Below are 1203 nucleotides of genomic sequence, written 5' to 3' on the forward strand. Positions count from 1 at the left end.
GGCTCGACGGCCGCACCACGCACGCGACCGGCGGCATCGCCTTCCGGGACCGCCGACGCGACAACGCCGCCGAACTGGCAGGTCGGGCAGGTCGGTTCACGGGCGCCTTCGGGAGTCCAGCCCTCTCGGACCAGGATCCTCCGCACTTCCGCTGCGACGGCGCACGGCGAGGTGTGGACGTCTTGCCAGCCGTAGACCAACCGTGCACGACCTGCCAGTTCGGCGGCGTTGTCGCGTCGGCGGTCCCGGAAGGCGATGCCGCCGGTCGCGTGCGTGGTGCGGCCGTCGAGCCGGATCGTGACTGCGGCCCCGTGGTTGTCGTAGGTCACGTCCTCCCAGAGGGTCTTCCCGTCCACCGCGAACGGCGCCTGCCGAGCACCTCTGGGTAGCCCGTGCTGGTCCTCGACTCTCTCCAGGTACTCGACCTCGAGTGCGGACATCAAGCCGTTGCCGATCAGGTCGAGTCCCCGGAGGATGGCTGGTCGGTATCGGTACGGCGGCCGCAGCCGAAAACAATCGAGCACTGTTTGAAGGGGTATCGAGCTGCGACTGACCAGGTCGACAACGAGCATCGTCGCCTCCCGGGCCGTCTGCTGTGACACGGCCAGGTCGAGAATGGTGTCCGGACCGCGCGTCCTGGGTGGCGTGGTGTCCAGCGCCGTGTGCTGTAACGCCCGTGATCGGTGGACCACGACCAACGGCCGCTGTGAGACTGCCGAGCTGGAGTAGGGGACGGTGATTTCGACCGGACGATCGGTCGTCGGTACGAGCCGCCACTCTTCGGCGGCGGTGTGATGACTCAGCACCGCGTGCCGACCCCCGTAGAGCAAGGCCGCCGAAAGTCGCGCAGGCCGTGGGAGCGCCCCCGTGAAGGTGGCATAGATGCGAGGGAGCACGCGTTGCCAGCGTCCGGCCGTCAAGTTGGCGAAGATGTCGTCGGCGCTGTGGCCGTACGCCCGTAGCTGTTGCAGGCTGATCATGCCGTGCTGTTCAGCCAGCAAGGTCAGCCAGCCAGGTCGTGCCACGTTCGGGATCTGGTGCGCAGACCATCGGCGGTTCTGGGGCATACCCCGACGATGCTGGCTCGTGCCGGCCCGAAGGTGCCCCTCGCGAAATCTGTGGACAACCGACACCGATGTGGATAACTCCAGCTAGCGATCGGTCGTGAGTGAGAAACAGTGTTCTAACACTGTTTCTCACTCA

General features: G+C 66.7%; 1 protein-coding gene. It reads right to left on the minus strand.

The annotated features are described in order from the left end of the window. Positions 1–1067 (minus strand): hypothetical protein (locus ABZW17_RS46720; protein WP_354829481.1); only part of this gene is annotated, 1067 nt, incomplete at its 3' end. Between the last annotated feature and the right edge of the window lie 136 nt (positions 1068–1203).

Source organism: Amycolatopsis sp. NPDC004625, from assembly GCF_040609695.1.
Taxonomy (GTDB): domain Bacteria; phylum Actinomycetota; class Actinomycetes; order Mycobacteriales; family Pseudonocardiaceae; genus Amycolatopsis.